This is a genomic window from Pseudoalteromonas sp. AOP31-A2-14 (assembly GCF_052378035.1).
GTDB lineage: Bacteria > Pseudomonadota > Gammaproteobacteria > Enterobacterales > Alteromonadaceae > Pseudoalteromonas.
In genome coordinates this window covers 1-24,029 of record NZ_JBQSXI010000001.1, presented here as the reverse complement: position 1 = coordinate 24,029, position 24,029 = coordinate 1, and the positions used below count along the sequence as shown (strand labels likewise).

At 40.0% G+C, this 24,029-nt stretch carries 21 protein-coding genes; 3 read left to right on the top strand and 18 right to left on the bottom strand.

Going from position 1 to position 24,029, the window contains the following annotated elements:
* Positions 1–32 precede the first annotated feature (32 nt).
* From ACT3S9_RS00105 to ACT3S9_RS00065, 9 genes are all read right to left on the bottom strand, one after another.
* Positions 33–248 carry an EF-hand domain-containing protein gene (locus ACT3S9_RS00105; protein ID WP_441835340.1) on the bottom strand — a complete coding sequence of 72 codons (216 nt, stop codon included), beginning with the start codon at positions 246–248 and terminating at the stop codon, positions 33–35.
* 73 nt (positions 249–321) lie between these two features.
* Entirely contained in the window at positions 322–534 is a 213-nt protein-coding gene (locus tag ACT3S9_RS00100) for a calmodulin (protein WP_441835339.1), read from the bottom strand.
* Positions 535–674: 140 nt separating this feature from the next.
* Entirely contained in the window at positions 675–887 is a 213-nt protein-coding gene (locus tag ACT3S9_RS00095; RefSeq protein ID WP_441835338.1) for an EF-hand domain-containing protein, read from the bottom strand.
* A 1,516-nt stretch (positions 888–2,403) separates the two neighbouring features.
* Entirely contained in the window at positions 2,404–2,616 is a 213-nt protein-coding gene (locus ACT3S9_RS00090; protein ID WP_441835337.1) for a calmodulin, read from the bottom strand.
* A 129-nt stretch (positions 2,617–2,745) separates the two neighbouring features.
* Positions 2,746–2,964, bottom strand: a complete 219-nt coding sequence (locus tag ACT3S9_RS00085; protein ID WP_441835336.1) for a calmodulin — start codon at positions 2,962–2,964, stop codon at positions 2,746–2,748.
* Between the two features lie 534 nt (positions 2,965–3,498).
* Positions 3,499–4,950, bottom strand: coding sequence for a TrkH family potassium uptake protein (locus ACT3S9_RS00080; RefSeq protein WP_441835335.1), 1,452 nt, complete (start codon positions 4,948–4,950; stop codon positions 3,499–3,501).
* 51 nt (positions 4,951–5,001) lie between these two features.
* Positions 5,002–5,616 (bottom strand): YigZ family protein, encoded by a 615-nt coding sequence (locus tag ACT3S9_RS00075; RefSeq protein ID WP_441835334.1) that lies wholly within the window; start codon positions 5,614–5,616, stop codon positions 5,002–5,004.
* Between the two features lie 63 nt (positions 5,617–5,679).
* Complete coding sequence (pepQ, locus tag ACT3S9_RS00070; protein WP_441835356.1) at positions 5,680–7,002, bottom strand: Xaa-Pro dipeptidase; 1,323 nt, start codon at positions 7,000–7,002, stop codon at positions 5,680–5,682.
* A 52-nt stretch (positions 7,003–7,054) separates the two neighbouring features.
* Positions 7,055–8,941 carry a transglycosylase SLT domain-containing protein gene (locus ACT3S9_RS00065; protein WP_441993468.1) on the bottom strand — a complete coding sequence of 629 codons (1,887 nt, stop codon included), beginning with the start codon at positions 8,939–8,941 and terminating at the stop codon, positions 7,055–7,057.
* Positions 8,942–9,131: 190 nt separating this feature from the next.
* On the opposite strand from ACT3S9_RS00065, the gene fadB reads away from it, so the two are divergent.
* Together fadB and fadA are read left to right on the top strand one after the other, a co-directional pair.
* Positions 9,132–11,291 (top strand): fatty acid oxidation complex subunit alpha FadB, encoded by a 2,160-nt coding sequence (gene fadB / locus ACT3S9_RS00060; protein ID WP_441836525.1) that lies wholly within the window; start codon positions 9,132–9,134, stop codon positions 11,289–11,291.
* Positions 11,292–11,295: 4 nt separating this feature from the next.
* Positions 11,296–12,465 carry an acetyl-CoA C-acyltransferase FadA gene (gene fadA / locus ACT3S9_RS00055; RefSeq protein WP_441836526.1) on the top strand — a complete coding sequence of 390 codons (1,170 nt, stop codon included), beginning with the start codon at positions 11,296–11,298 and terminating at the stop codon, positions 12,463–12,465.
* 66 nt (positions 12,466–12,531) lie between these two features.
* On the opposite strand, the gene ACT3S9_RS00050 is transcribed toward fadA, so the two are convergent.
* Both ACT3S9_RS00050 and ACT3S9_RS00045 read right to left on the bottom strand, forming a co-directional pair.
* Positions 12,532–13,377: an IS3 family transposase gene (locus ACT3S9_RS00050; protein ID WP_444511517.1), complete on the bottom strand. Its 846-nt coding sequence runs from the start codon at positions 13,375–13,377 to the stop codon at positions 12,532–12,534.
* Entirely contained in the window at positions 13,374–13,874 is a 501-nt protein-coding gene (locus ACT3S9_RS00045) for a transposase (protein ID WP_444750572.1), read from the bottom strand. The genes ACT3S9_RS00050 and ACT3S9_RS00045 overlap by 4 nt, the downstream gene beginning before the upstream one ends.
* Positions 13,875–14,074: 200 nt before the next feature.
* Here ACT3S9_RS00045 and tusA point away from each other — a divergent pair, with 200 nt between their 5' ends.
* Positions 14,075–14,314, top strand: a complete 240-nt coding sequence (gene tusA, locus ACT3S9_RS00040) for a sulfurtransferase TusA (RefSeq protein ID WP_441834688.1) — start codon at positions 14,075–14,077, stop codon at positions 14,312–14,314.
* Between the two features lie 6 nt (positions 14,315–14,320).
* Here tusA and ACT3S9_RS00035 read toward each other — a convergent pair whose 3' ends face one another.
* The 7 genes from ACT3S9_RS00035 to dnaA all read right to left on the bottom strand — a co-directional run.
* Positions 14,321–14,770 (bottom strand): hypothetical protein, encoded by a 450-nt coding sequence (locus ACT3S9_RS00035; protein ID WP_441834687.1) that lies wholly within the window; start codon positions 14,768–14,770, stop codon positions 14,321–14,323.
* A gap of 91 nt (positions 14,771–14,861) precedes the next feature.
* On the bottom strand, positions 14,862–16,931 hold the full coding sequence (gene glyS / locus ACT3S9_RS00030; protein ID WP_441834686.1) for a glycine--tRNA ligase subunit beta: 2,070 nt from the start codon (positions 16,929–16,931) through the stop codon (positions 14,862–14,864).
* Between the two features lie 2 nt (positions 16,932–16,933).
* The gene (gene glyQ / locus ACT3S9_RS00025; protein ID WP_441834685.1) at positions 16,934–17,833 is read right to left on the bottom strand and encodes a glycine--tRNA ligase subunit alpha; all 900 of its coding nucleotides are present in this window, start codon (positions 17,831–17,833) and stop codon (positions 16,934–16,936) included.
* A gap of 141 nt (positions 17,834–17,974) precedes the next feature.
* Positions 17,975–20,401: a DNA topoisomerase (ATP-hydrolyzing) subunit B gene (gyrB, locus tag ACT3S9_RS00020; protein ID WP_441834684.1), complete on the bottom strand. Its 2,427-nt coding sequence runs from the start codon at positions 20,399–20,401 to the stop codon at positions 17,975–17,977.
* A gap of 12 nt (positions 20,402–20,413) precedes the next feature.
* Positions 20,414–21,508, bottom strand: a complete 1,095-nt coding sequence (gene recF, locus ACT3S9_RS00015; protein ID WP_441834683.1) for a DNA replication/repair protein RecF — start codon at positions 21,506–21,508, stop codon at positions 20,414–20,416.
* Positions 21,509–21,514: 6 nt separating this feature from the next.
* The gene (dnaN, locus tag ACT3S9_RS00010; protein WP_444750571.1) at positions 21,515–22,618 is read right to left on the bottom strand and encodes a DNA polymerase III subunit beta; all 1,104 of its coding nucleotides are present in this window, start codon (positions 22,616–22,618) and stop codon (positions 21,515–21,517) included.
* A 13-nt stretch (positions 22,619–22,631) separates the two neighbouring features.
* A partial coding sequence (gene dnaA / locus ACT3S9_RS00005; protein WP_444750570.1) for a chromosomal replication initiator protein DnaA occupies positions 22,632–24,029 on the bottom strand: 1,398 nt, incomplete at its 5' end.

Here is a 24,029-nt window from a genome sequence, read left to right as displayed (position 1 = left end):
TCGTTTGTAGTGTCGTATGAGTTATTTACGAATTACTGAACTTTTGAAAACTCTTCTTTAGATAACTCACCATTTTTGTCAGTATCTAAATCAGCAAATATTTTAACAAGTTGCGTATTTACTGACGCTTCTTCTTGCGTGATAGCACCATCGCCATCAGTATCAAAAGAATCAAAGCTTACGCCAGCGGCAAAAGCTGAAGATGATGCAAGTGCGATTAGTGCTAGAGCTGTGTTAATACGTTTCATAATAAGTATCCTATTTAAATTTTAACAATATTTAATTAAAGAAATCCTTTTCAGAGATCCCAGTGAGAGAAAACTAGACTTTTGAAAACTCTTCTTTCGATAGCTCACCACTTTGGTCTGTATCAAGGTCAGCAAAGTTATTCATAAGTTCTGCATCTACTGCCGCTTCGCTTTGGCTAATTACGCCGTTTCCGTCTACATCAAGTGTGTCGAAATCAGTTGCAGCAAACGCTGCAGATGAACAAGCAACAGCGATTAGTGCTAACGCTTTATTTAATCTATTCATAAAATTACCCCCTCAATGTACTATCAAAAGAATTAGCTTATTTAACTAATAAAGTAGTTTTAACTTCCTTGTTATCCTCTTTCGTAAACTCCCTTGTCTACTTAGGTTGTCTTTGGCAACTCAGGATGGGTAACTTTTAATTAAGCTTCTGAAAATTCTTCTTTTGATAACTCACCATTTTGGTCAGTATCAAGCTCTGTAAACATGCTCATTAGCTCTGCATCTATTGATGCTTCACTTTGGCTAATTGATCCACTACCATCAACATCAAGTGTGTCGAAATCAGTTGCAGCAAACGCTGCAGATGAAGAAGCTAGGGCGATAAGTGCAAACGTTTTGTTTAATGTGTTCATAATCTATTCCTTCAAATTGTATGTTTGTAATTAAGTTCTTAATGGTTAATTACTTTTTCATTAAGTTCGAACTAACTATTACAACTTCGATGCCAACATTTAAAAATTAAACAATTTCAACATGTTAAATGGTTATTTTGAATGAACAAAGATTTTAAAACGGATTTACTGTTTCTTTTTAGCAACACGATTGCTAGGGATAAATTAAAAGATATAAATATCAAGTTGTTATGTTTTTTATAAATAACACAAAAATGATTTCTTGCAGGCGGCTATGTGCTTTTAAAGGGTGTGCTCGGCTTAACTTAAAATGCTTAATAAAAATAGTTATGATAAATTCAATTACTTTTTTATGCATAACACAATGATTTATATATAGTAATTTTTAATTTGGTGAATATTAGTAAATTATTTTTTTAAATTAGAAAAAGAAACCACTATTTGTTGCCAGTAAGCGAAACCCACCGCTTACCTGCACTAAAAAACTCTCAATTTTACACTTCAATGATCACCTTCGTTTTACGAATTAGTAATGAAACACAGTTCATGTGACTGGTGGTGCATTTCTTCAGCCTTATAAAGTAGTAGGTTTAGTCTGTAAAAATATAATCACAGGCCGAAGTGTTACTTGCGTCATAACAATTTTACAATAGGTCTCTTTTTTCATCACGCGAAAGCATTATCGATAACCCCATCAACAACCAGTTATTTTTTACAGCAATGGAGAAAAAGCACAACATATGGCAACTCGACAGTGATGCAATAAAAGCCTCTTCTAGATCGAATTTTTCTTCAGTGGCACTCTATCTGAAGAAGAAGATGCATCAACACTTACTGCATATTCAGATATAAGTACCTCCTATTATAAATATTAAATCACTAACGAAAATGCTTAACCATATTAATTGCACTCCATAGGCAAGGCGTTGATACAACCCGGTATTCTTGTCGCTTAAAAGCTCTTGCCAGAAAAATTACTAAATAGCCGCTGAGACCGACACTCAAGATTAATAAAACGCTAAAGCAATGCTGGCATAGTCATTCATAGGGACATAAACATTCATAGGGACATAAAACAAAGATAACAACATGATAGCCCTGTCCCTAGCGTGATTTTGACAACTCAAGGTAGGTATTTTTTGGGGCTCGGCACCCAAATAAAAAAGTAAACCTAAGGGGTCGTTATTAATAAGTGGGGGTAATTTTTCTATAGGAAAAATTTTGCGTCTAGTTCGCTACAGTATTGTTTTTTATGATTATAATTTGGGTAATATTGAGCGGCTGTATAAATGCCTAAAAATCCAAATACTGACTATAAGTGCAGCGTAGAACTTATTAGCTCAAAAATAATTTACTTCCATGCGCCAGTTAAGAACATGATAGATAACAAACCAAATAAATTTAACAATAACAGTGAGGTGGGTGAATAGTTGCTTTATACAAACGCAAAAAAGCAGCCAATTGGCTGCTTTGTTCGTATAGGGAGAAATCCTTTTCGGGTATTCCAATAATGAAATTAAGCTTTAGCAAACTCGTCTTGAGACAGCTCACCATTTTGATCGGTATCAAGCTCTGCAAACTTAGCTGAAAGCGCTGCATCAACCGCCGCTTCTTGCTGGCTAATGGTGCCGCTACCGTCAACATCAAGGGTGTCGAAGTCGGTACCCGCGAATACCGCTGAAGATGAAGCTAGGGCGATTAATGCTAATGTTTTATTTAATGTATTCATAATATAATCCTTCAATGTACTATCAAAAAAATCGCTTAAACTAGGTTTAACACAGTCCTTGTTATCCTCTTTCAGTAATTCCTTATCCACTTAGGTTGTCTTTGGCAACACAGGATAAACACGTTAGCTTTACGCTTTTGAATACTCTTCTTTTGATAACTCACCGTTCTGGTCAGTATCTCGTTCTGCAAACCTATTCATAAGCTCAGCATCTTCCGACGCTTCGACTTGACTAATAGCTCCACTTTTATCTACATCAAGCGTATCAAAGTCTAGCGCCTCAAAAGCAAATGCCGCAGATGAAGAAGTTAATGCAATAAGTACTATCCCTTTGCTAAGTATGTTCATAGTAATATTCCTTCAAATTATATGTGAGTGATTAAACTCTTAATGGTCAATCACTTCTTCATTAAGTTCGAACTAACTATTACAACTTCAGTGCCAAAACTTTAAAATCACTATATTTCAATGAGTTATATTATAAGCATATCAGTTTATACTTTTTTTGAAGTGTTTTTTGTTGCCAATTAGCAACAGTAATTAAGAGGAAATACATCATTACCAATATAATCAATATTGGTTACATTAAATTAAAGTGGCGCCAATTAAACCAAATATAAATTTAGGGTAGATTTAGAAGGGAAATTTAAATTAAAACGCTGCAAAAAAATTATACTGTTAACTTTTTTCTTATTAAAAATAAATTAAGCTTTTGTTTTTAAATAAAAAAATTAATTTTATAATTAATAGCAGGTAATATAAATATGCTGCTGACTTTTCGTTAACTTGTCGCAAACTAGCGAAAACTGTTTACTCAAAAGGCTCTAATACGGTTAAATCAATAAGGTGATTAATGACTAAAATATCGATATGATTTAAGTGCTAGCCTCGCCAAAAGGTCGGTGTAAACAGTACCAGTAAAGTAAAGATTTCGAGCCGACCAAATACCATTGCAATCGTAAGTAACCATTTTGCTGCATCTGAAATAGTACCGTAATGAGCTGCAACATCACCAAGACCAGGACCCAAATTATTTAAACACGCTGCCGTTGCTGAAAACGCAGTAATGTTATCCATTCCGGTGCCCATTAAAGCCAGCATAATAATTACAAAAACCAAGGCGTAAGCAGAGAAAAACCCCCATACCGCCTCAACAACTTTATCCGGTAAAGCTTTACGACCCAACTTAATAGAATAAATAGCGCGCGGGTGCACCAACCTATTAAGCTCTCGAATACCTTGTAAGTACAATAACAATACTCGTACTACTTTCATGCCACCACCGGTTGATCCCGCGCAACCACCAATAAAGCTAGAAAAGACTAATAATATTGGTAAAAACAACGGCCACGCAGAAAAGTTATCGGTAGTAAAGCCCGCGGTAGTGCCCATAGATACGGATTGAAATAGCGCTTGATCTAGCGTTTCATCACCATTGGCATAAATGTTGTTCGACGAAAGTACCGCAAAACACACAACCACTAACGCTAATTGAATAAACAAAAATACTTTAAACTCTGGGTCGCGAATATAAACTTTTAAGTTACGATTAGCGACTGCAGCATAGTGCAAAGAAAAATTAGCCGCCGCAATTAATAAAAAAACCACACTGATAAAGTTGATTACAGGGCTGTTAAAATGCCCCATAGAGGCATCATATGTTGAAAACCCCCCTATCGCGACGGTAGAAAAGGCATGACATATTGCATCAAACCAGTTCATACCTGCCACCCAATATGACAGCGTACAGGCTGTAGTAAGTGACACATAAATATACCAAAGGTGTTTTGCAGTATCGGCAATACGTGGTGTCATTTTAGAATCTTTAACTGGGCCTGGTGTTTCCGCTCGATAGAGCTGCATACCACCTACACCAAGCATAGGTAGTACTGCCACCGCTAATACAATGATCCCCATTCCACCTAACCACTGTAATTGTTGGCGATAAAATAGAAGTGATTTAGGTAAGTATTCAATGCCTGTAAGTACCGTTGCTCCCGTGGTAGTTAGCCCTGAGAACGCTTCAAATACAGAGTCTGCTAAAGATAAATTAGGTTCTTGTAAAAAAATAAGCGGTAGCGATGCGAACGCACCCAGTACCAACCAAAACAACACCACAATTAAAAACCCTTCTCGGGCTTTTAAATCACCATTTTCAGCGCGATTAGGGTAATACGCAATTAAGCCAATAATCACACTAAATATAAATGCCAAAACAAACGGCACACCGCCACCATCTTTGTAGATTAGTGACACAATAGCAGGTGGAACCATTGTGATACTAAACAACATCACTAACTGGCCAAGAATTTTTATTATGGTACGAAATTGCATTCAGCTATCGCTTTTTTATTAGAATGTCGTTATTAACTAATGGCTATTGTCTTACTGTTTAACACTTAACTCAACTGCGCCATGACTCAAATCATAAATATCTTTGATCGCTTGCTTCGCTTGGCGGCTATCTATAGTAATAACCCATTCAATATTAGCAGTAAATTGCTTTTCTATATTAAGTACGTGATACTGAGTTTTTAATAATTGCTCAATTGCCCCTTGGCTGCTGTAGTCACTGCTGCCAACAAGCTCAACACTAGGTACTTTAATAATAGTAGTTAAATGTGTAAGCGCATTATTGAGCGAGCCACCATAAGCACGTACTAAACCACCGGTGCCTAACTTTATACCACCAAAGTAACGAGTTACCACTGCGGTTACTTCACCTAATCCCGAGCCCACTAGTACATTTAGCATGGGTTTACCTGCCGTGCCATTCGGTTCACCATCGTCTGAGAACCCATAGACATGGCTTCCTCCTGGGTTTCCTGCAACATGCGCCCAGCAATTATGGCGAGCATCGCTATATTTTTGCTCAATATCGCGAATAAATGCTTTGGCTGCATCTAAATCGGGAGTATGGCCAATATGCACAATAAAAGTGCTTTTTTTGATTTCTTCTTGATAGAAAACAGACTCTGCTGGATATTTATATTCAGACATAATTTTATGGGCTTACATAAAAATGGGGCCAAATATGGCCCCTGCTTTTCTAATACTCAACGATTAATCTAACAATAAATCGCGGGTCATATTTTCGAGGCTATTCTCGTGAACGATAATATTATCTTCAATACGAATGCCGCCAAATGGTTTAAAGGCTTCAACTTTTTCCCAATTAATAAACTGCTTATTATCAGTTTTCGCCAAATCACCTAATAGTGAATCGATAAAGTATAGTCCTGGTTCAATAGTGAACACTTGATTTTTTTCAATTAAACGTGTGCAACGTAAGAATGGATGACCTTCAGGCGGTGCTTGGTGAGCCCCCGATTCATCAGCCATAAAGCCGCCCATATCATGTACTTGTAAACCAAGATGATGGCCAAGGCCATGCGGGAAGAAAGTTGAAGTAATACCGCGCTCAACAATTTCAGCAGCTGGTAATTTAACAATATCAAAATCGCTAAGTACTTGTGCCACACGCTGGTGACAGTCTAAGTGCAACTCACCGTATAATAGACCCGGCTTTAAAGCTTTACCTAACTCAATTTGATGCTGAGTCATTACTTTAATTAACTCACTAAACTCACCTGATTTTACATAGTCGTATGTACGGGTAATATCAGCTGCATAACCATTAAAATTCGCACCGGCATCAATCAAAAATGAACGATGCTCTTGCGGCGCTTTAGGCTCAAAATGCGTGTAATGCAAAATAGCGCAGTTTTCGTTAAGCGCAACAATATTGCCATACGGCATTTCGTTTTCGCTTTGACGGGTAGCTAATAAATACGCTTGTTGAATATCAAACTCAGAGCCACCATTAAAAAACATGTCACGCGCAGCTTTATGCCCATCAACAGCAATACGGTTTGCTTGGCGTAAACACTCAAGTTCGTACTGAGTTTTATATGCTCGGTGATAATGAAAAAAGTTAATTACAGGCTCAGGGTTCATAATACTAAAACCGAACGCTTGGGCAACGTCTACATACTCGCCAATATAAGCGTACTTTGCTTTATCGTACGGTAATAACTTTTCTACTTGATCTGGCTTTACTAACAGCTCAATATCAAAATATTCAGCCCAAAAATCACGCGGCGCGTCTGGCACTTTATGCCAAAAATCAACGGGGCGATAAAAAATTAGCTTAGGCTTGTCGCTACCATTTACCACAATCCAACAATGAGGATTATCAATAACTGGTAACCACGTTTTAAAATGTGGGTTAACTTTAAACGGGTAGTACATATCATCTAAGAATTGACGTTTAGCTTGGCCAGAGTGAATAACCAACCCTTCCAATCCTTCACGCTCAATAATTGTAGTTGTACGTTGTTGTAATGTTGCAATATGTTCAGCGTATAAAACAGCTAATTTATCCATCATAAACCCATCTATTAAATTTAATTTTCCACTAGTCTAGCATAGACAGACTTTAACCGCCCATTTTCATATCTAAAATTGGCGCCAGTATATTCCCCTTGCGACCTAACCGCGTGTGATAAATCTGCCTATATGCAAAAACATTTTTTACATAATTTCGGGTTTCACGATACGGAATAAGTTCAACCCACAATTCAGCTGGCATTGCTTCATCGGGTAGCCAACGCCTTATCCGGTGGTAACCTGCATTGTAAGAGGCGGTAGCGAGCACTTCATTGCCATTATTTTTCTTTTTTAAATATTCAAGGTATTGAGTACCTAAACGAATATTTGTTTTGGGTTGATATAAGCTACGGCTTGAAACCGAGCCTTTATTTACGTATTTAGCAGTGCTTGGCAGTAATTGCATTAACCCCCGAGCATTAGCATGTGAACGAGCATCAGAAGCGAATGAACTTTCACGGCGCGATATCGCAATGCTCCACGTTGGGTCAACATGACTGCGTTTACTGTAACGCTCAAATAAGTCTTGAAAGGCAAATGGAAACCGTAGCTCTACATAGTCCCATGCTTTTATTTGTGCCAAAGTATAAATGGTGCTGTCGTACCAGTTAAGCTTTGCTGCAAGTTTAGAAGCCGCAAGCTTTTCATCTTCGCTAGAAGTACGGGTAAGGTAATTCCATTCACGGCGCGCCGAGGTAAAGCGATCTAATTCATAAAGTGCTTTGGCGCGTTTAAAACCAGGAGCCTCAGACACTTGTGTAACCAACGCATCAGATACATTAATAGGTATAGTATTTAAACTAACAGGTTGATTAAGCCTTGCTGATGCCAAGAAGCCATAGTAGTGACGCTCTTTTGCGACAGTTTTCCAAATAGCTTTAGCTCGCTGCGTATCACCGCGCTTATCTAGACTATAGGCAAGCCAATACTGCTGCCCTAAACCTAAATTTTCTTTACCCGTAAAAAACGCAATAATCCCAGGCCAATCTTGAACTTTAAGCATATTGCCTAACTGCCACTGCATTAACTTACTATTTTGCCGATCTTTAGGTACTTTATTAAGCCAAAAACTCGCCTGTTTATGTCCACTTGAAGCAAGCGATAAAGCAAAGGTGTAGTAAACATCTGCTTTTTCTTGTTCAGAAAAATCAAACATTTTTTCCATTTTCCCCCATGCTTTAAGTGCCAACTCCTTATCGCGCCACACTAACCGCTGCACACCGTAGTGTGCAATTTGCGCCTCTTTAGCCGATTTATTCTTATAACGATATAAACCCGCGGCGGCACTTGGATCACGTCGTACCTTTAAATATAGATCAGCTAAATACTGCTCACTTTTAGGCAGTAAGGTTTTTAAATAAGGTAGTAAGCTTTGCGTACCGCCTTCTGCAGCTAAGGTAACTCGTTGCCAAACACGCTCTGACGTCATGTGGCCTTTTTTACGCCATAAATCAAATAAGTCATCACACTCATTAGGCTGTGACTTGCCTACAGTCCATAGTTCGCCTGCTTGCTTAAAAATAGCATTGTCAGGTGCGCCTAAATCTAATTGGTAACCTAGATAAGTACAGGTAATCGCCGCGTTTGAGGTCTTTCGATAGTTACGTATATAAGCCGCTTTCATATTTTTCTCTTTTAAATACGCAAGCCATGCCTTACGCACCGACCATTCAAGCGGCGTGCTTTGATAAATCGTTAAGTAATTTTCAATTTCAGATTGGTGCTTAAGGCTAGGATGACGTTGCCAATACGCTTTTTCAACATACGGTTTTAAAGGATGGTCAAGTTTGCCAACAACCTCTTTAAACTCTTTATAGCTTCCATACCTAACTTCTTTCTCGGCATCTAAAAATGCTTCATGTTCATTGTTAGCCACGGCAGAGAATAAAGGGAAAAGTAATGCAGCTGCCGTCCAACCTAAAGATTGTTTTTTCATGATGACCTTAAGTTTTCAAAAGGGAAATAAAAGACAAACGCTTACACCTTAGCACCAAACCAGCTATATTTTAACCAGTAGAAAGTAAGCGGAGTAAATTTTACGTTGCATTTTAATTTTAAAGCAAGCACACTGATTGAAATGCAAACTCATCGTACCAGTCTTAGTTCAATAGCTAGGGAGAATTAAAATGTTATATAAGAGCGATTCCTTCGAAGTTGCTTTCGTAAAGGATAGTATCGCCGAGTTCAAGTTTTGTGTTCCGGGTTCGGTAAACAAGCTTTCTCAGCAAACTTTACAAGATTGTGCAGCTGCATTAAAAGAATTAGCTGCCAATAAAGATATTAAAGGCATGGTGTTCACCAGCGATAAAGACCACTTTATTATTGGTGCTGATATCTTCGAGTTTTTACCTACTTTTACCAAGCCACATGACGAATTAGTCGCTTGGATAAAAAATGCCACTGATGTTTTTGATGCATTAGAAGACTTACCATTCCCAACACTAAGTGCTGTAAATGGCATGGCACTTGGCGGTGGCTGTGAGTGGGTACTTGCTACCGACTATCGCACTGCTAGCACTGAAGCTAAGATTGGTCTACCTGAAGTTAAACTAGGTATTATGCCCGGTTTTGGTGGCACAGTTCGCCTACCGCGCATCATTGGCGCTGATAATGCTATGACGTGGATCACCACAGGAAAAGAAAACCGTGCAGCAGATGCTCTTAAAGTAGGCGCATTTGACGCGGTAGTTAGTGCTGACAAACTTTTAGAGTCAAGTATTTCAACACTTGAACTTGCTATTTCAGGTAAGCTTGATTGGCAAGCTAAACGACAAGTAAAATTACAGCCGCTAAAATTAAACCGTGTTGAGCAAGGCATGAGCTTTGCAATGGCAGAAGGTATGGTAATGGGTAAAACCAAAGGTCATTACCCAGCTCCTGTTATGGCAGTAAGAACAATTAAAGCCGCTGCAAACTGCACACGCGACGAAGCAATGGCAATTGAAAATGCTAATTTTGCTAAACTTGCCGCAACCAATGAAGCTGCAGCACAAACAGGTATTTTCTTAGCTGATCAATACATCAAAGGCAAAGCTAAAAAGCTGGCCAAAACCAGTAAGCTTGAAATTAAACAAGCTGCGGTATTAGGCGCGGGTATTATGGGCGGCGGTATTGCTTACCAATCAGCTTATAAAGGCACTCCTATTATTATGAAAGACATCCAACAGGATGCGCTTGATTTAGGCATGGGTGAAGCATCTAAACTACTAGGCCAAAAAGTTAAACGTGGCCATATGGCTATGGATAAAATGGTTGCTACGCTTGGCAAAATTAAACCAACTTTAAATGATAGCGACTTACAAAGCGCCGATATTATTGTTGAAGCCGTAGTAGAAAACCCGAAAGTAAAACAATCTGTATTATCGCAGCTTGAAAAAGATATGCCTGAAGGCACTGTGCTTACCTCAAATACTTCAACAATTCGTATTGATGAGTTAGCGTCTGCTTTAGATAAACCAGAAAACTTCTGTGGTATGCACTTTTTTAACCCGGTGCCAAAGATGCCGTTAGTTGAAATTATTCGTGGTGAAAAAACCTCAGAGCAAACAATCAATGCCGTTGTAGATTATGCCGTTAAACTAGGTAAGTCACCGATTGTTGTTAACGACTGCCCAGGCTTTTTTGTTAACCGTGTTTTATTCCCTTACTTTGCAGGCTTTAGCAAACTGGTCGTTGAAGGCGCAGACTTTGCAAAAGTAGATAAAGTAATGGAAAACACCTTTGGCTGGCCAATGGGCCCGGCATACTTACTTGATGTTGTAGGTATTGATACAGCTTTCCATTGTACTGGCGTAATGGCAGATGGATTCCCTGAGCGTATGTCTCGTCAAGAGAAAGACCCTGTTGCTGTATTTGCTAACGAAAAACGTTTTGGTCAAAAGAACAAAGCCGGCTTCTATCAATATGCAACCGATAGACGTGGTCGCTTGAAAAAAGCACACGATCCAAAGGCAATTGAATTACTAAGTCAAATTGCTGATGCACCAAAAGAATTTGATAAAAAAGAAATCATCGACCGTTGTATGGTACCTATGATCAACGAAGTATTACTTTGTTTACAAGAAGGTATTGTAGCTTCACCACAAGAAGCTGATATGGCACTTATTTACGGCATTGGTTTCCCTCCATTTAGAGGCGGTGCATTCCGTTACTTAGATCAAACAGGGTTAGCTAACTTTGTTGCTACAGCAGACAAGTACGCTCACTTAGGTGCGATTTACCAAGTATCAGATGAAACTCGCAAATGGGCCGAAGAAGGCCGTATTTTCTATAAGGTGGAAGGGTAAGAACATGAATAATCCAGTAATTGTAGATTGTATCCGCACACCAATGGGTCGTTCAAAAAACGGCGTATTTAAAAATAAGCGTGCGGAAGATTTAAGCGCCCACTTAATGAAGGGCTTACTTGATCGCAACCCAAGCGTTGATCCTGCATCAATTAATGATATTTATTGGGGTTGTGTACAGCAAACGCTTGAGCAAGGTTTTAATGTGGCACGTAACGCCGCATTACTTGCAGGTATTCCACATACAGTACCTGCGGTCACAGTAAACCGTTTATGTGGCTCATCAATGCAAGCGCTACATGACGCAGCACGCGCAATTATGACGGGCGCTGGCGACACTTATCTAATTGGTGGTGTTGAGCACATGGGCCATGTCCCCATGACGCACGGTAACGACTTTCATCCAGGCCTTGCAACCTCAGTTGCACAAGCTGCGGGCTCAATGGGTTTAACCGCAGAATACCTGGCAACGATTCACGGTATTAGCCGTGAGCAGCAGGATAAATTTGCATACCGCTCACATCAACGTGCCCATGCAGCCACTGTTGAAGGACGTTTCCGCCGTGAGATTCTTGCTATGGAAGGTCACGACGCCGATGGTTCATTAACACTGGTTGAAGACGATGAAGTTATTCGTCCAGAAACAACGGTAGAAGGTTTATCACAACTTCGCCCCGTATTTAATCCAGCATCAGGTACGGTAACAGCCGGTACGTCATCGGCTCTTTCAGATGGCGCATCAGCAATGCTAGTCATGAGTGAAGACAAAGCCAAAGCACTAGGCCTACCTATTCGTGCTCGCGTTAAAGCAATGGCAGTTGCCGGTTGCGATCCATCAATCATGGGTTACGGCCCAGTACCAGCAAGTAAAATGGCATTAGCGCAAGCCGGTATTACTATTGATGATATTGATGTTGCCGAGCTTAACGAAGCTTTCGCAGCACAGTCACTACCTGTTCTTAAAGACTTAGGCCTTGCTGATGTGGTTGACGAAAAAGTGAATTTAAATGGCGGCGCAATCGCGCTTGGCCATCCACTAGGTTGTTCAGGTTCGCGCATTAGCACATCGTTAATTCATTTAATGGAAGATAAAAACGCAAAGTATGGTTTAGCTACTATGTGCATTGGTTTAGGCCAAGGCATAGCGACTGTATTTGAACGTGTGCAAGACTAACGTAACCTTCTTGGTGATAAAAAGCCGCGCTGATTTTGAAGTGACCCCATAAAGTTGGACTCATTTCTAAGCGGCAGCCAAGGCCTGATTTCGATATTGTATCGGACTCAGGCCTTTTAGTTTCAGCTTAATACGCTCATTGTTATAATAGTGGATATATTCTTTGATGTTTTCAATGAGTTCATTCGCGTCCTTGAACGTTTCGTTGTGATACATCTCGCTTTTCAGTATGGCAAAGAAATTTTCAGCAACAGCGTTATCTAAACAGTTTCCTTTTCTAGACATACTTTGTTTTAACCCTTTTTCTTTAAGGTGCTTTTGATATTGCTTGTTTTGATATTGCCATCCTTGGTCTGAGTGTACTATCGGCTTCTCGTTCGGCTTCAACTTAGCCGTTGCGGTTTTAAGCATGTCAGTTACCAAGGGAAGCGCAACGGATTTTCTTACTTCGTAACTGATTATCTCTTGGTTGAATAAGTCAATCATAGGCGATAGATATACCTTCTCATTATCCACTTTAAACTCCGTCACATCCGTTACCCATTTTTGATTAGGCTTCTGCGCAGTAAACTCGCGGTTAAGCGTATTTTCTGCGATTTTACCCACTTCACCTTTGTAAGATTTATAGCGCTTAGGCCTTACTTTTGACTTAAGGCCTAACTCATTCATTAGACGTTGAACGCGCTTATGATTAACGAGTACCCCCATTTTTCTTAGGGCACTCGTAATTCTGCGATAGCCATATCGCCCTTTATGCGTGTGATAGATATCACGTATTTTTACGAGTAAATCACTGTTGGCGCAGGGCTGCTCACATGTAGTTCGATGATAATAGTAGACACTCTTCGCCAACCCCGTGGCCTTTAATAGATGTCGTAAGCTATGTTTTGCCTTGAACTCTTCGACGACTATCGTCTTGTCTTTGCTTTTTTCTTTCTGGCTTGAGCCAAGGCTTCTAACTTTTTTAGCACATCATTCTCTGCTCGTAAGTATGCTAACTCTTCTCGTAACTCCTCCTCAGTCATTTGCTCTACTGGTTTTGATGAAGAAGAATTATTTGTCATGGTTGGCCTACCTTTTTTCTGTGGTTGGAGACGGGATATACCATCGCGAGCATAAAGCTTTTGCCATTGAAAAAGAATACCTGGGGACGATAAATCGAAGAACGCACTGGTATAGCTGAGTGACCAACTGTTAGCTGCCATCGATTTTAACACTTCTATCTTAAATGCTTGAGAATAAGGTTTGTGAACAGACCTGAAGCTTTCAGCGCCATGAATTCGATAAACAGCGGTCCAATATCGGACCTGCCTTTGTGTAACATTAAATCTATTACCTATCGCCGGAGAGCTTTCAGATAAAGCGAACTCAGCTACTTTGAGCTTAAAAGCTCGATGATGTTTGGACATAAAAAGACCCCCAGTAATTGGACTGTCCAACTATTGGGGGTCACTTCAATATGCTCGGCTTTTTTATTATTCTTGTTACAACTAAGCTGGTGGCTTGATATGCATCATTAAAGTGACTTTATTTATCGCGTCGAGGTGGTTAAACTAGCAGCCTTAAATTCACCATTAAATGCGACCACATAATCTAAGGTAAATCAGCCATGAGTTTTGATAACCCCGATCACCAATTAGATGCTATTGGCCTACGTTGCCCAGAGCCTGTTATGATGATCAGAAGTGCGGTACGTAAAATGGAAAATGGCGAAACACTGTTAATTACAGCCGACGATCCATCTACCACTCGCGATATCCCCAGCTTTTGCACCTTTATGGATCACACTCTCATAGCAAAAAAAATCGAACAGGCGCCCTACCTATACTTAGTAAAGAAAGGTTTATAAAAGCGCTCACTTCTTCGTTATAGTTACTTTTGGCTGATCGAAATTGCGATAATCAATGCTGACTATATAACTGCCTTTGATTGCTGGGGTGAAGCTGAAGTAGTTATAGATGGTGTTACAGTCGGCAGTCACAGGTTGGCCTAAAGCTAATGTTTGCCCAGCTGGATCAAGTTCACTATAACCGCAATTGTAACCTTCGCTAAAATCGACATCGGCAATTTTAAACTCGTACACTTTACCTGGTGTTGAGAACTTTACATTAGCTTGATAAATCGCTGGGCCAACTTGCTCAAATTGATACTGCGGCTCTGCATCCCACAAAGTAAAGTCGCCACGTAAGTACATGACTTTATCAAGCTCTTGGCTTGATAGCACACCACTCATATCAGGCATTTGGATTTGGCTAGAACAAGCTGTCAATAAGCTAACCACTGCCAATGTTAGAATACGTTTCATAAATTAACCTCTTATACTAAAAAGCCAGCATACCTGCTGGCTTTTTAAGTTAAGCTGAACTTAATACCAATTAGACTAAATACAATAGGTATTATTTCTGTAGTACAGAAATATCAGCAATATCTAAAAATAACCCACTCAGTTGACTTAGTAACGCTAGGCGATTTTGCTTAACGGCATCGTCGTCAGCCATCACCATGACATTGTCAAAAAAGTTATCAACACTTTCGCGAATACCCGCAAGCTGCGTTAGAGCTTGCTGATAATCACCACTTTCATAAAGAGGAGCAAGCTCGGTGGCAAATTTAGCCACATGCGAGGCTAATAGCTTTTCTGCATCGTCACTTAATAAGCTCTGATCAATATCACCTTGCTCAGTAATGTCATTTTTAGCCAATATATTACTTACACGTTTATTAGCTGCTGCAAGCGCTTCTGCAGCATCTAATGTACGAAAGTGACTTACAGCTTTAACGCGGCGGTCAAAATCAACAGGTTTAGTAGGACGACGTGAAAGTACGGCTTGAATTACATCAACCTTAAGGCCTTCATCTTGATACCAAGCACGAAAGCGCCCTAACATAAATTCAAAAACATCGGCTGATACATTTAGGTTAGTTAGCTTTTCGCCAAACAAAGTTTGTGATTTTGCTACTAGGTCTAAAATATCCAGTGGTAACTCTTTTTCAACCATGATGCGTAATGCACCAATCGCGGCGCGGCGTAGAGCAAATGGGTCTTTGTCACCCTTTGGCGCTTGGCCTATACCAAAAATACCCACTAAGGTGTCAAACTTATCAGCAATCGCGACGGCGCAGCTGATCAAGTTTGTTGGTAAGTTGTCACCAGCAAAACGTGGCATATATTGCTCATTTTGTGCCAGCGCCACATCTTCTGCTTCACCATCATGGCGAGCATAATGCATTCCCATCACACCTTGAATGTCAGTAAACTCCATAACCATTTCGGTCATTAGATCTGTTTTACTTAACAGGCCTGCGCGTTTGGCAAGTTCAGTATCAGCGCCAAGTTGCTCTGCAATATAGCCAGCAAGCTCACTAATGCGCTCAGATTTATCTTTAAGTGTACCTAGTTGCTTTTGAAACAGTACACTGTCGAGTGATTCTAAGCGGCTTTCAAGGGTTTTCTTTTTGTCTGCTTCAAAGAAGAATTGCGCATCAGCTAACCGTGGGCGTACTACTTTTTCGTTACCGGCAATAACGACACTTGGGTCTTTACTTTCAATGTTAGAAACAAATAGGAACTTATTAAGTAACTTGCCATTTTGATCAAGTAGCGGGAAATATTTTTGATCGTCTTTCATGGTGTAAATTAGCGCTTCAGCGGGTACATCTAAAAACGCTTCTTCAAACGTGGCCGTTAAAGTAACTGGCCATTCAACCAATGAAGTTACTTCTTCAAGTAAATCTTCATCCATGGCAATTTGTGCGTTCACCGCTTGTGCAGCAGCTTCAATTTGCTCACGTATTTTCGCTTTACGCTGCTCGTAATCAGCAACAACATGAGCCGATTTAAGTACTTCAAACACATCATCAGCATGGTTAATACTGATCTTTTCTGGGTGATGAAAGCGATGGCCTTGTAGTTGATTACTTACCGCTTTGCCTAACACCTCACCTTCAATTAACTGATCGCCAAATAAAATAGTGGCTGTATGCACAGGGCGAATAAATTGCGTTTTATTCGCGCCCCAACGCATCGGCTTAGGAATAGGTAATTTAGCAAGCGCTTTATTAACTACATCGGTCATCAATGCTGTGGTGTCTTTACCCGCCACTTTAGCGATATGTAATAACCACGCGCCTTTATCTGTTTCAAGCGTTTGTGCTTCACTAACGTCTATACCGCAACCTCGAGCCCACCCCATTGCAGCTTTAGTTGGGTTGCCGTCTGCGTCAAATGCAGCTTTAGTTGCTGGGCCGCGCTTTTCAACTTCTTTATCGCCTTGTTTTGCTTCAAGTGCGGTAACTTGTAAACCTAAACGACGAGGTGATGCATACCAGCTTACCCCTTGATGAGCCAGCTCTAGACTTGCAAGTTCTGCGGTTAAATTAGCGGCAAATGCTTCGGCTAATTTACGCAGCGATTTGGGTGGCAACTCTTCGGTGCCAATTTCTACTAATAAATTTTGTGCTGACATGCTTAATCCTTACAAAGCGGAAAACCGAGCGCTTCACGTGCATCATAATAACTTTGTGCACATGCTTTAGATAACGCACGAACACGTAAAATATAACGCTGGCGTTCTGTCACTGAAATAGCGTGACGAGCATCAAGTAAATTAAACGCATGTGATGCCTTCATTACTTGTTCATAGGCCGGAAGCGGTAAATTGGCTTCAATCAGTTTTTGGCTTTGATTTTCACAATCATCAAACTGCTTAAAAAACACATCAACATTGGCATGTTCAAAGTTATAAGTTGATTGTTCAACTTCATTTTGATGAAAGACGTCACCGTAAGTAACACGTCCCATTGGACCATCTGCCCACACTAGGTCGTATATACTATCAACGCCTTGAATATACATAGCTAGGCGCTCTAAACCGTAAGTAATTTCACCAGTGACTGGTGAGCACTCAAGACCGCCCACTTGTTGAAAGTAGGTAAACTGAGTTACTTCCATACCGTTTAACCAAATTTCCCAACCCAGACCCCAAGCACCTAGCGTAGGCGATTCCCAGTTATCTTCAACAAAGCGCACTTCGTCAGTGAGAGTATCAATACCGACAGCGGCTAAAGAGCCTAAGTAAAGCTCTTGAATATTATCTGGAGAAGGCTTTAACACGACTTGGAATTGATAATAATGCTGTAAACGGTTTGGGTTTTCACCATAACGACCATCCGTTGGACGCCGACACGGCTGTACATAGGCGCTCGACATTGGTTCTGGGCCAATCGATTTTAAAAAAGTTAATGGATGAAATGTCCCTGCTCCCACTTCCATATCCAGTGGTTGAGCAATAACACAGCCTTGCTGTGCCCAATAGTCCTGTAAAGCCAGGATCAAACCTTGAAAGGTTTTAACGTCATATTTTTGCATATTTGGCTTATAGTCTGGTGCGTTTAGTCTAAAAATTGCTTTCAGTATACCTTGTGTGCAGTAAGGTTTTAAGCAGTTTGTGCAATTGCAGGCAATAAAAAAGGAGCCTTAGGCTCCTTTTAAAATAAATGCTGTAATTTATTAAACGTCTAGATTCACAACACGTAGCGCGTTAGTTTCAATAAACTCACGACGCGGCTCAACTTGGTCACCCATTAAGGTGGCAAACAATTGGTCAGCGGCAACAGCATCTTCAATTGTTACCTTAAGCATGCGACGCGCTGACGGGTCCATAGTAGTTTCCCATAGCTGACTTGGGTTCATTTCACCCAACCCTTTATAGCGTTGTATGTAAAGCCCACGCTTAGATTCTGCGATAAGCCATTCTAAAGCATCCACAAAGTTATCAACAGCTAATGTTTTCTCTCCACGCTGTACATAAGCACCTTCTTTTAGGATGTTAGCTATGTTAACACCCGTAGCCGCTATACGTTTGTAATCACGAGAGGTAATAAAGTCATGGTTAAGTATATGCGCTTTATCCACACCGTGCTGTCGGATATTCACAACCGGATAATACAAGTTACGCTCGCTGTCATACTCTGTACCAGCATGGAAAATAGTCGCATCTTCATCACGAGCAACTAAGTCATCAACCAACTCTTTAGTCCATGCAATTACTTTTTCTTCATCAGCTAAATCCGCTTCCGTTAGCTCGCTTTGATAAATTAAGCGTTCCATTACAGAGTTAGGGTATTTACGTTTTAAGCGTTCGATAACTTTAACTGTATTTTGGTAATCGTGTACTACACTTTCAAGCGCTTCACCTTCCATTGCTGAAGCATCAGCACTGGTGTATAACGCAGCATTATTTAATGCTAGTGAAGTTAGATAATCGACAAGTGCAGGGTCATCTTTAATATAACGTTCCTGCTTACCTTTTTTTACTTTATAAAGCGGTGGCTGTGCAATATAAATATAGCCACGTTCAACAATCTCAGGCATTTGACGATAAAAGAAAGTCAATAATAGCGTACGAATATGAGAGCCATCCACGTCGGCATCAGTCATGATGATAATACGGTGGTAACGCAGTTTTTCTGGATTATATTCATCTCGGCCAATACCACAACCTAATGCAGTGATAAGAGTCGCAACTTCTTGTGAAGAAAGCATTTTATCAAACCGTGCTTTTTCAACGTTAAGAATTTTACCTTTGAGTGGCAAGATAGCTTGGTTTTTACGATTACGACCCTGCTTGGCTGAACCGCCAGCTGAGTCACCCTCCACTATATATAATTCAGATTGGGCTGGGTCTTTTTCTTGGCAATCAGCTAACTTACCAGGTAGCCCTGCTAAGTCCATAGCCCCTTTACGGCGTGTCATTTCACGCGCTTTACGAGCTGCTTCTCTAGCACGTGAAGCATCAATTATTTTACCAACAACTATTTTGGCATCCATTGGGTGTTCTAGCAAAAACTCAGAAAACTTCTCAGCCATTGCTTGTTCAACCGCCGATTTAACTTCACTTGAAACAAGCTTGTCTTTTGTTTGTGATGAGAATTTAGGATCAGGAACTTTAACACTCACAACCGCAGTTAAGCCTTCGCGTGCATCGTCGCCTGTTGCATTACTGGTTGTTTTTGCTTTTTTGTTAAAGCCTTCTTTTTCCATATAGCTATTTAGCGTACGTGTTAACGCAGATCTAAAACCAGCTAAGTGAGTACCGCCATCGCGTTGTGGAATATTATTAGTGAAACAGTAGATATTTTCTTGGTATGCATCATTCCACTGCATTGATACTTCAACGCTAATCCCATCTTCTTCACGTTCGTGAGTAAAATGAAATACCCCTTTATGAATAGGTGTTTTGTTACGATTTAAGTATTCGACAAACGCTTGAATGCCACCAATATATTTGAAGTGGTCAGTTTTATTTTCTTCACGTTCATCATTTAGAATAATACTCACACCTGAATTCAGGAATGATAATTCACGTAAACGTTTAGCCAAAATATCGTAATGGAAGTCTAAGTTAGTAAAGGTTTCATCACTTGGCCAAAAACGTAACTCGGTTCCTGTTGTATCAGACTCACCTATTTCAGCTAAAGGTGCATCGGGTACACCCATACTATAGCTTTGTTGATATAGTTTACCTTGGCGACGGATAGTTAGCTTGAGCTTTTCAGAAAGTGCATTTACTACCGAAACACCAACACCATGAAGACCACCCGATACTTTATAAGAGTTATCGTCAAACTTACCACCAGCGTGAAGTACTGTCATAATAACTTCGGCAGCTGAAACACCTTCTTCTTCATGGATTGAGGTAGGAATACCACGACCATTATCTCGAACAGAGACAGAACCATCTAAGTGAATAGTTACAAAGATATCATCGCAATGGCCAGCTAAAGCTTCATCGATTGAGTTATCAACGACCTCAAACACCATGTGGTGCAAGCCTGTGCCATCATCAGTGTCGCCTATATACATTCCTGGACGCTTTCTTACTGCGTCTAATCCTTTAAGTACTTTAATGCTCGACGAATCGTAATTCTCAGACATGGTTAATCCTACTTATCTTGTTATTAGGTTGCCATGTTTCACGTGGAACATTTGCAACTCTCGTTGCATGGGTTCCACCACAGCAGAAATACTTTCAGTTAAAATAGAAGATATAAATAACTGAGAACGGGAGTGAGCTAAAAGCTGACCTACTTTCTCTTTTGTATCTTCACCTAACTCTGAAGGTAAATCATCTATTAGCAATATAGATTGCTTTTCTGTTTCTGACTCAATTAAGCTATTTTGCGTTACTTTTAACGCATACAACAGTAACTTCAATTGACCGCGTGAAAACGTATTTTCGACACTGTTGCCAGAAACACTAAAACTAAAATCTGCTTTATGTGGGCCTTTACTGGTAAAGCCTTGCCGTGCATCACGGTCAAAGCTTTGCTCTAAGCTGTTGGCTAATGAATCACCGTCTTTCCAGCCCGCATAAAAATTAATTTCTAAATCGCTTATAAGCGCTAAGTCTGCACACATTTTATCAAAAAACTGCTGCTTAAACCTACTTATATACGCAATTCTTAAACTATTTATTTGTTCTGATAGTCTAACAAATTCTTTATCCCAAAACTTTATTTGCTCGAAATAATTACGAGGTTTAGTTTTTAACAACGCATTACGTTGCTTGAGGACTTTATTGAACGATTGCCACAAAAAGAAAAAGTCATGTTCCACGTGGAACAATCCTAAATCTAAAAATTTACGACGCTCTTTAGGCCCACCAAAAAATAACGAATAGCTTTCTGGTGTAATAACTTGCACCGGCATTAATTGTGCTAGCTCAGAAATACGTCGGCATGCTTTACCTTGAATTTTTAAATTTGTTTCACCGGATACACATTTACTGATACCGATCGGAACCGATAAATCATGCAGTACCTTGCGGCCATGAATAGTAAATTTATCATGTTGATGCGCTATAATGCTTTTGTGCTTAGCAGTTCGAAAAGACTTGCCATGAGAAAGGTAATAAATGGCTTCGAGTAAACTGGTTTTGCCACAGCCGTTATCACCATATATAACATTGACGCCGTTGATTGGTTCTAGCGTCAAAGCCTCAATATTTCTAAAATTATTGAGGCTTAAATGACTTAAACTCATAGTATCTTATAGGCGCATTGGCATAACAACGTACATGGCTTCTTCGTCACCACCACCTTCTATTAGCGCACTACTATTTGAATCGGCAAGCGTAAATAATACATCTTCAGTTTTGAGTGTGTTTAATACATCGAGTACGTAGGAAACATTAAAGCCAATTTCTAAATCGTCACCTTGGTACATTACTTCAACTACTTCTTCGGCTTGTTCTTGTTCAGGATTGTTGGCTGTTATTTTCAATAACCCTTCAGACAAGTTTAAGCGCACACCACGAAACTTTTCGTTAGATAAAATAGAAACACGTTGAAAAGCGCTACGTAACCACTCTCTGTTTGCGGTAATAACTTTGTCGCCACCACGAGGTAATACGCGGCGATAGTCAGGAAAACGACCATCAACCAACTTACTGGTAAAAGTAAATTCTACATCAATAATACGAATATGATTAGCACCAAATTGAATGGTTACGAGCTCATCGTCAGCCACCATTAAACGCATGATTTCTTGCACGCCTTTACGTGGAATAATAAGTTGGCGCTGAGTATTTAATGATTGCGGTAATTCTTTTTGTGCAATCGCAAGGCGATGTCCATCGGTAGCCACTGTTTTTATATCAGCATTATCAACTTCAAACGACATACCATTTAAGTAATAACGAACATCTTGGTTCGCCATAGAAAAATGAGTACTTTCTAAAAGTTTACGTAACTCTAAGCGAGTTAATTGAAACTCGACTTCGCCATCCCACTCTTCAAGATTAGGAAAGTCAGCTGCGGCCAAAGTAGTTAATGAAAAACGACTTTTACCACTGGTTAATAATAACTGATGATCTTGACTGGTGAGCGTTAGCTCTGAGCCATCAGGCAGGCTTTTACAAATATCGAGCAGTTTTTTGGCTGGTAATGTCAGTTTAGTATCATCAACATCATCCCCTACAAAAACACTGGCAACCAGCTCTATTTCGAGATCGGTTCCAGTCATTGAGAGCTGCCCGTTTTCAACTTCTAACAATACGTTAGATAAAATAGGCAAAGTATGTTTGCGCTCAATAGCACCCGATACTTGCACTAAAGGTTTTAAAAATTGATCTCTTGATATTGTTATTTGCATAATAAAGTCAGCCCTAAGATGACAATGTTCTTATTAGGTTTTGGTAATCTTCTTTCACTTCGTGACTCTCATCACGCAGTGATTTAACTTTTCGACAAGCGTGCAATACAGTGGTGTGGTCACGTCCACCAAAAGCATCGCCAATCTCTGGTAAGCTATGGTTAGTCAACTCTTTAGATAATGCCATAGCAACTTGGCGTGGCCTTGCTATAGAGCGACTGCGGCGCTTAGAAAGTAAGTCTGACACACGAATTCGATAATATTCAGCTACGGTACGTTGGATATTATCAATGGTGACTAACTTGTCTTGCAATGCCAGTAAATCACGTAGCGCTTCTTTTACAAAATCAATAGATATTGGACGACCTGTAAAGTTAGCGTTAGCAATTACACGGTTGAGCGCACCTTCTAATTCACGTACATTTGAACGTAATTTTTTGGCAATAAAAAAGGCCACTTCGTGCGGTAAATTAATTTTACTTTGCTGGGCTTTCTTCATCAAGATGGCGACGCGCGTTTCAAGTTCTGGCGGCTCAATAGCGATAGTTAACCCCCAACCAAACCGCGACTTAAGGCGGTCTTCTACCCCTTTAATTTCTTTAGGGTAGCGATCAGAAGTTAATATAATTTGTTGGTTACCTTCAAGTAGCGCATTGAAAGTATGAAAAAACTCTTCTTGAGAACGTTCTTTATTAGCAAAAAATTGAATGTCATCAATCATTAATGCATCAACACTACGGTAATAACGCTTAAACTCTTCAATCGCGTTATTCTGCAGTGCTTTTACCATATCTTGTACAAAGCGTTCTGAATGCATGTAAACTATTTTTGCATCAGGCTTATTTGCCATAATGCCATTGCCTACCGCATGTAATAAGTGCGTTTTACCAAGGCCTGTACCACCGTAAATAAATACCGGATTAAAGGCAGAACCTGGATTATCAGCAACTTGGGTCGCCGCAGCTTTAGCTAGTTGGTTTGATTTACCTTCAACAAAGCTATCAAAAGTATAATTTTCTTTAATATTGGATTTATACCCAGATTTAGGTGCAGGCTCAACTACAGGCTTTGCTTGTCTAACTGGCTGCTTGGCAGTGGCAGCAACTGGCGCAGCACTGGTGTGCTCTGTCGCTACTGGAGAATTTACCATCGGCTGATTTAAAATAGGTTTGCTGCCTACATCAAAACGTAACTCAGGGGCTTCATCTTTACAAATTTCTACTAATAATTCGTTAATACGATTGAGATATTTTTCTCTAACCCAATCCAGTACAAAACGATTTGGTGCATAAATAGTTAGGGTGTCTTCGGTACTTTCTGCTTGTAATGGTCTAACCCACATACTGAACTGCTGCGACGGCAGTTCATCTTGCAATACATATAAACAACTTTGCCAAACCGACAGATACAC